Consider the following 5,631-nt stretch of genomic DNA (forward strand, 5'->3'; position numbering starts at 1 on the left):
CCGTGCGTGGTGGTGGCCGGGCAGGTGAGCACCGGCCGGCGGGAGGCCGCCTCGGCCGGGGTGACCGACGCGTACAGCCTGGTGGAGCACTTCGGCGGCGAGGAGGGCGGCGGGCTCGACGCCGCGCTGAGCCGGCCCGCCGAGGGGCTGCGCGAGCTGGGCGCCCGGCTGGCCCGGCAGTGGAGCCGCTGAGCGTCCCGACCGCTGGGACTGGCGGCCGACCTGGGGCGGGGGTCACGCCACGCGGGTGAGCCCGGCCGAGGCGGCGTACGATCGGCTGAGGACCACAACCGGGAATCACTGGACGGCGTGCGACGTTGGCCAGTGCGTCCGGACCCAAACCGCGCAGGGAGACTTCCACGTGACCACGCCAGCGCAGACCGAGTCGACCGAGGCCCAGGCCCCTACTTCCGTCGTCCTCACCGACGTCGCGGCGCAGAAGGTCAAGGCCCTGATCGAGCAGGAGGGCCGCGACGACCTGCGGCTCCGCGTCGCCGTGCAGCCGGGCGGCTGCTCCGGCCTGCGGTACCAGCTCTTCTTCGACGAGCGTTCGCTCGACGGTGATGTCGTGACCGACTTCGGTGGTGTCGGGGTCGTCGTCGACCGGATGAGCGCCCCGTACCTTTCCGGCGCGACGATCGACTTCGCCGACCGGATCGACGCCCAGGGCTTCACCATCGACAACCCCAACGCGGGCAACTCCTGCGCCTGCGGTGACTCGTTCAACTGAGTCACACCACACACCAGCGACGATGGGGCCGTCCTTCGGGACGGCCCCATCGTCGTACCGGTCGGGGGTCGCACACCGGTCTGGGAGCGGTCCCGCAGAGGGCCGTGGCGAGCTGGTTGCCGTTGTCCGACCGAGCGGTGACCATCGGGTTGCCGTGCCGGTAGGCTGACCGCGCCCTGCTCCCGACCCCGAGGGTTGACATGAAGATCGCCGTCACCGGCTCGATCGCCACCGATCACCTGATGAGTTTCCCCGGTCGCTTCGCCGACCAGCTCATCGCCGATCAACTGCACAAGGTGTCCCTCTCCTTCCTGGTGGACGACCTGGTGCTCCGCCGCGGCGGCGTGGCGGCGAACATCTCCTTCGGGATGGGCCAGCTCGGCCTGCGCCCGGTGCTGCTCGGCGCGGTCGGCGCCGACTTCGCCGACTACCGCTCCTGGCTGGAGCGCCACGGCGTGGACTGCGACTCGGTGCACGTCAGCGAGGTGGCGCACACCGCCCGCTTCGTCTGCACCACCGACACCGACATGTGCCAGATCGCCTCGTTCTACGCCGGTGCGATGAGTGAGGCCCGCAACATCGAGCTGGCCCCGGTCGCCGACCGGCTCGGCGGTCTGGACCTGGTGCTGGTCGGCGCCAACGACCCCGAGGCGATGCTGCGCCACTCGGCCGAGTGCCGCACCCGCGGGTACGCCTTCGCCGCCGACCCGTCCCAGCAGCTCGCCCGGATGGGCGGCGAGGACGTGGTGGCGCTGATCGAAGGCGCCGAGTACCTGATGACCAACGACTACGAGAAGTCGCTGCTGCAGAGCAAGGCGCAGCTGAGCGACGACCAACTGCTGGACCTGGTCAAGGTGCGGGTCACCACGCTGGGCAAGCACGGTGTGGAGATCGCCGGGCGCGGCATCGACCCGATCCACGTACCGATCGCGCGGGAGATCCGGGCGGTCGACCCGACCGGCGTCGGCGACGGCTTCCGGGCCGGCTTCTTCACCGCGCTCTCCTGGGGAGTTGGCCTGGAACGGGCCGCCCAGGTCGGCTCGCTGCTGGCCACGCTGGTCCTGGAGACCGTCGGCACCCAGGAGTACGACGTCCGCCGCGACCTGTTCGTCAAGCGGCTCGCCGAGTCCTACGGCGACACCGCAGCGGACGAGGTCCGCCCCCACCTCCTCCCGTAACCCTTCCAGTTGGGTTGATCATGGAGTTGTGGTGGCCGAATGGCAGCTCTCTGCGGCCTTTGTCCCCCACCACAACTCCATGATCGACGCCGGGTGGGGCGATGGTGGGGTCAGTGGGTGCGGCGGACGTCGTAGGCGGGGCCGTCGGGGCCGTCGACCGAGCCGAGGAACTCCTGGCCGCGCATCCGGCACCAGGCGGGAATGTCGACCGCCGCCGCCGGGTCGTCGGCCAGCACCCGGACCACCGTGCCGACCGGCACCTCGGGCATCCGTCGCGCCGCCGCGATCACGGGCAGCGGACAGCGTTGCCCCCGGCAGTCGATCACCTCGTCCGGCATCGTCACAGCCCCACCACCCCGGCCTCGGCGCGCAGCCCGGCGACGATCCCGGGCAACTCGGTCAGGAACCGCTCCACGTCCGCCTCCGTCGTCTCCCGGTGCAGGCTGACCCGCACGTTGCCGTGTGAGAGCACCCCCATCGCCTCCAACACGTGCGACGGACGCAACGTGGACGAGGTGCAGGACGAGCCGGACGACACGGCGAAGCCCCGCCGGTCCAGGGCGTGCAGCAGCGCTTCCCCGTCGACGTACAGGCAGGAGAAGGTGACCAGGTGGGGGAGCCGCAGCACCGGGTCGCCCACCACCTCCACGTCGGGCACCTCCGCGGCGACCCGCTCCCGCACCCGGTCCACCAGGGCGGCCAGCCGGGTCGCCTCGGCCGCCGCGTCGGCCGCCGCCGCCCGCAGGCTCGCCGCCGCCGCCACGACCGCGGGCAGGTTCACCACCCCGGGGGTACGTCCGCTCTCCCGCTCGTCGGCCGGCCAGGGTGACTCCCAGCGGGTGCCCTTGCGCACCGCCAACACCCCCACCCCGGGTGGTCCGCCCCACTTGTGGGCGCTCGCCGTGAGCACCGACCAGCCGGCCGGCAGGGGAACCCGGCCCACCGACTGCGCCGCGTCCACGTACAGCGGCACACCCGCGTCGGCGCACGCGGCCGCCGCCTCGGCGACCGGCTGCACGGTGCCCACCTCGTGACTGGCGGTGATCAACGCGGCCAGCGCGACCCCCGGGGCCCGAACCGCGGTCGACCACGCGGTCAGGTCCAGCCGGCCCAACCGGTCGACCGGCACCTCGGTGGCCGTCCCGCCCGCGCCGACGTGCCGCTCCGCCGCGTGCAACACCGCCGAGTGCTCGATCGCCGAGTGCACAAGCGTCGACCCGACCCGGCGCCGCCCCGCCAGACCCCCGAGCACCGCGCCGTGGGCTGCGGTCGTACCACTGGGGGTGAAGGACACCTCGTCGGCGCGGACACCGAGCGTCAGCGCGGTGGCCTCGCGGGCGGCGTCGAGCAGTTGCCGGGCCCGCCGGGCCTGCGTGTACAGCTTGCCCGGGTCGGCCCAGCCGTCGTCGAGCGCGGCCAGCAGCGCCTGCCGCGCGACCGGATGCGTCGGCGCGGCGGTCGCCGCGTCCAGGTAGACCGGGGATGCGCTCACAGACCTGCCTTCGTTCGCGACTGCGGGGCTCGCAACCCCGGCTCACTCCTCGCGCTCACAGATCATCACGGTATCGCGGCGGTATGCCTAGGATGCCCCCGATGGGGGTCGGACAGTGACCCCACCACGGCCGAGCCCGTCATGGTCGAGTAATCTGCGACCGTCGGTGACGCCTTTGCCGCCGGTGCTGAGGAAAGACGCACCGCGGCGCGCTAGGGAGGCAGGACCAGGTGGTCGCAAGGAGTTCGGAGGTACGGCCGTCGGCCGTACGGCACAGCGCTTCCCCAGGGGTTGGTGGACGCCGGGGGCGTGGTGCTGGTCGCCTGGCCGGGCTCGGTCTCGGTGGCGTGGCGTTGCTGGTTCTGCTCACGGGCTGTGACGTCGGTCAGACGTTCCACGGCTTCGGCTGGCCGCAGGGCGGCATCTCGGCCGAGTCCAAGCGGATGTACGACCTGTGGATCGCCTCCTGCATCGCCGCGCTCGCGGTCGGCGTCTTCGTGTGGGGCCTGATCTTCTGGTGCGTCGTGCGCTACCGCAAGCGTGGCAACGCGCTGCCGGTGCAGACCCGCTACAACATGCCGATGGAGTTCCTCTACACCATCGCGCCGATCCTGATCGTCTCCGTGCTCTTCTACTACACGGCGATCGTGCAGACCGACGTCGACAAGCTGTCGAAGAACCCGGACGTCACGGTCGAGGTCGTCGCGTTCAAGTGGAACTGGCAGTTCAACTACCGCGACGGCCAGGGCACGGAAGCCCGCACCACCGCGTCGACGCTCGGCACCAGTGAGGTCATCCCGGTGCTGGTGCTGCCGACCAACCGGTCCATCCGGTTCGAGGAGACCAGCCGCGACGTCATCCACTCGTTCTGGGTGCCGGAGCTGCTCTTCAAGCGCGACGTCATGCCGGGCAAGATCCGCAACGTGTTCGAGGTCTCCAGCCTGAATGCCGAGGGTGCCTACGTCGGGCGCTGCGCCGAGCTGTGCGGCAGCTACCACGCGTTCATGAACTTCGAGCTGCGGGTGGTCTCGCCGGAGAAGTACGACCAGTTCCTCGCGGCCAAGCAGAGTGGCAAGTCCACGCAGGATGCGCTGTCCGCGATCGGTGAGCAGCCGTACGCGCAGACCACGCGGCCGTTCGAGACGCGGCGGACGCAGGGCAACTTCAACCCGGACGACGTTCCGGCTCGCACGGGAAGCTGAGGCAGCCGCAATGAAGACCGAGTGGCGTATCTTCCTGATCATCGCCGGGTTCCTCTTCGGTGCCACCATCCTCTACGGTGCCTGGACCAACGGGGAGTCCGGCGGCATCGAGTGGGTCGGCACCGTCGCCCTGCTGCTGTCGTTCCTGCTCTGCTCGATGTGCGGTGGCTTCTTCTGGTTCGTCTCCCGCCGCATCGACCTGCGCCCGGAGGACCGCCCGGACGCCGAGATCGCCGACGGCGCCGGCGAGGTCGGCTTCTTCAGCCCGGGCAGCTACTGGCCGTTCGGTCTGGCGCTGGCCGCCGCGATCGCCGCGCTCGGCATGGTGTTCTGGCAGTTCTGGCTGATCGGCGCCGGCCTGCTGGCCGTCGTCTTCGCCGCCTGTGGGCTGCTGTTCGAGTACTACAGCGGCACCCGGCGCACCGCCGAGCACTGACCCACCCGGTCGCCGTCGCGACCGAACCCGCACGACGAAGGCCCGTTCCCCGAGGGGAGCGGGCCTTCCGTCATGCGCGGCGCCGGGTCGGGTGGTGCGGCGGTCAGGCGGCGTGGCGGCGGGCGGGTTGACGGCGGCGGACGGCCAGCCGGGTGACCGGGAAGGCGAACGCGCCGACCACCACGGCGGCGCCGCAGTCGGTGCAGATCAGCTCTGGACAGTCAGTGCCGTGGCCGTCGACGCAGGGCGGCGCCTCGAACAGCGCCACGCCCTCGCAGACGTCGCAGTAGAGCTCGCGATGCGACACGGGCGTCTCCTCTCGATACCAGGCGGACCACCCCCGGATGCGACAACGACGCACCGACGGCAGCAGAGAACCACTCAGCTGTAGTTTCCCAGACGGGTCCGACAAATCTCCGCGCCGACGGGTCCGGCGAGGGCGGGGTCAGGCGGTGGCCGTCTCGATCCAACGGTCCAGGGTCGCGGCGGCCGCGCCGGAGTCGATCGCCTCGGCCGCGCGGGCCAGGCCGGCGCGGAGCGCCTCGGTCAGGTCGCCGTCCAGCGGGCCCTGGGTGGCCAGCGCCGCAGCCGCG

7 protein-coding genes and 2 pseudogenes are annotated in these 5,631 nt (G+C 71.6%); 5 read left to right on the plus strand and 4 right to left on the minus strand.

The genetic code is table 11. The annotated features are described in order from the left end of the window. The 3 genes and pseudogenes from PSH25_RS25900 to PSH25_RS25910 all read left to right on the plus strand — a co-directional run. Positions 1-192 (plus strand): annotated as a pseudogene (locus tag PSH25_RS25900) (glycerate kinase); the annotation flags it as partial. 169 nt (positions 193-361) lie between these two features. Then, the gene (gene erpA / locus PSH25_RS25905; protein WP_238661535.1) at positions 362-730 is read left to right on the plus strand and encodes an iron-sulfur cluster insertion protein ErpA; all 369 of its coding nucleotides are present in this window, start codon (positions 362-364) and stop codon (positions 728-730) included. 200 nt (positions 731-930) lie between these two features. Beyond that, complete coding sequence (locus PSH25_RS25910; RefSeq protein WP_238661536.1) at positions 931-1,908, plus strand: carbohydrate kinase family protein; 978 nt, start codon at positions 931-933, stop codon at positions 1,906-1,908. A gap of 110 nt (positions 1,909-2,018) precedes the next feature. Here the strand turns inward: PSH25_RS25910 and PSH25_RS25915 are convergent, their stop codons facing one another. Further along, a complete protein-coding gene (locus PSH25_RS25915) occupies positions 2,019-2,252 on the minus strand; it encodes a sulfurtransferase TusA family protein (RefSeq protein ID WP_196918979.1) in 234 nt (77 codons plus the stop codon). Beyond that, complete coding sequence (locus PSH25_RS25920; protein WP_238661537.1) at positions 2,249-3,400, minus strand: cysteine desulfurase family protein; 1,152 nt, start codon at positions 3,398-3,400, stop codon at positions 2,249-2,251. The genes PSH25_RS25915 and PSH25_RS25920 overlap by 4 nt, the downstream gene beginning before the upstream one ends. 230 nt (positions 3,401-3,630) lie before the next feature. On the opposite strand from PSH25_RS25920, the gene ctaC reads away from it, so the two are divergent. Together ctaC and PSH25_RS25930 are read left to right on the plus strand one after the other, a co-directional pair. Further along, complete coding sequence (ctaC, locus tag PSH25_RS25925) at positions 3,631-4,602, plus strand: aa3-type cytochrome oxidase subunit II (RefSeq protein WP_238661538.1); 972 nt, start codon at positions 3,631-3,633, stop codon at positions 4,600-4,602. A 10-nt stretch (positions 4,603-4,612) separates the two neighbouring features. Then, positions 4,613-5,038, plus strand: coding sequence for a cytochrome c oxidase subunit 4 (locus PSH25_RS25930; protein ID WP_238661539.1), 426 nt, complete (start codon positions 4,613-4,615; stop codon positions 5,036-5,038). 103 nt (positions 5,039-5,141) lie between these two features. On the opposite strand, the gene PSH25_RS25935 is transcribed toward PSH25_RS25930, so the two are convergent. Both PSH25_RS25935 and PSH25_RS25940 read right to left on the minus strand, forming a co-directional pair. Continuing rightward, positions 5,142-5,345, minus strand: coding sequence for a hypothetical protein (locus tag PSH25_RS25935; RefSeq protein WP_238661540.1), 204 nt, complete (start codon positions 5,343-5,345; stop codon positions 5,142-5,144). 138 nt (positions 5,346-5,483) lie between these two features. Next, positions 5,484-5,631, minus strand: a pseudogene (locus PSH25_RS25940) (anthranilate phosphoribosyltransferase); the annotation flags it as partial.

This window comes from Micromonospora foliorum (assembly GCF_022229015.1).
Classification (GTDB): Bacteria; Actinomycetota; Actinomycetes; order Mycobacteriales; family Micromonosporaceae; genus Micromonospora; species Micromonospora foliorum.

Bases quoted from the DNA above. Each gene is read 5' to 3' on its own strand.
- PSH25_RS25930 (WP_238661539.1), top strand. From the start codon at position 4,613: ATGAAGACCGAGTGGCGTATCTTCCTGATCATCGCCGGGTTCCTCTTC.
- PSH25_RS25910 (WP_238661536.1), top strand. From the start codon at position 931: ATGAAGATCGCCGTCACCGGCTCGATCGCCACCGATCACCTGATGAGT.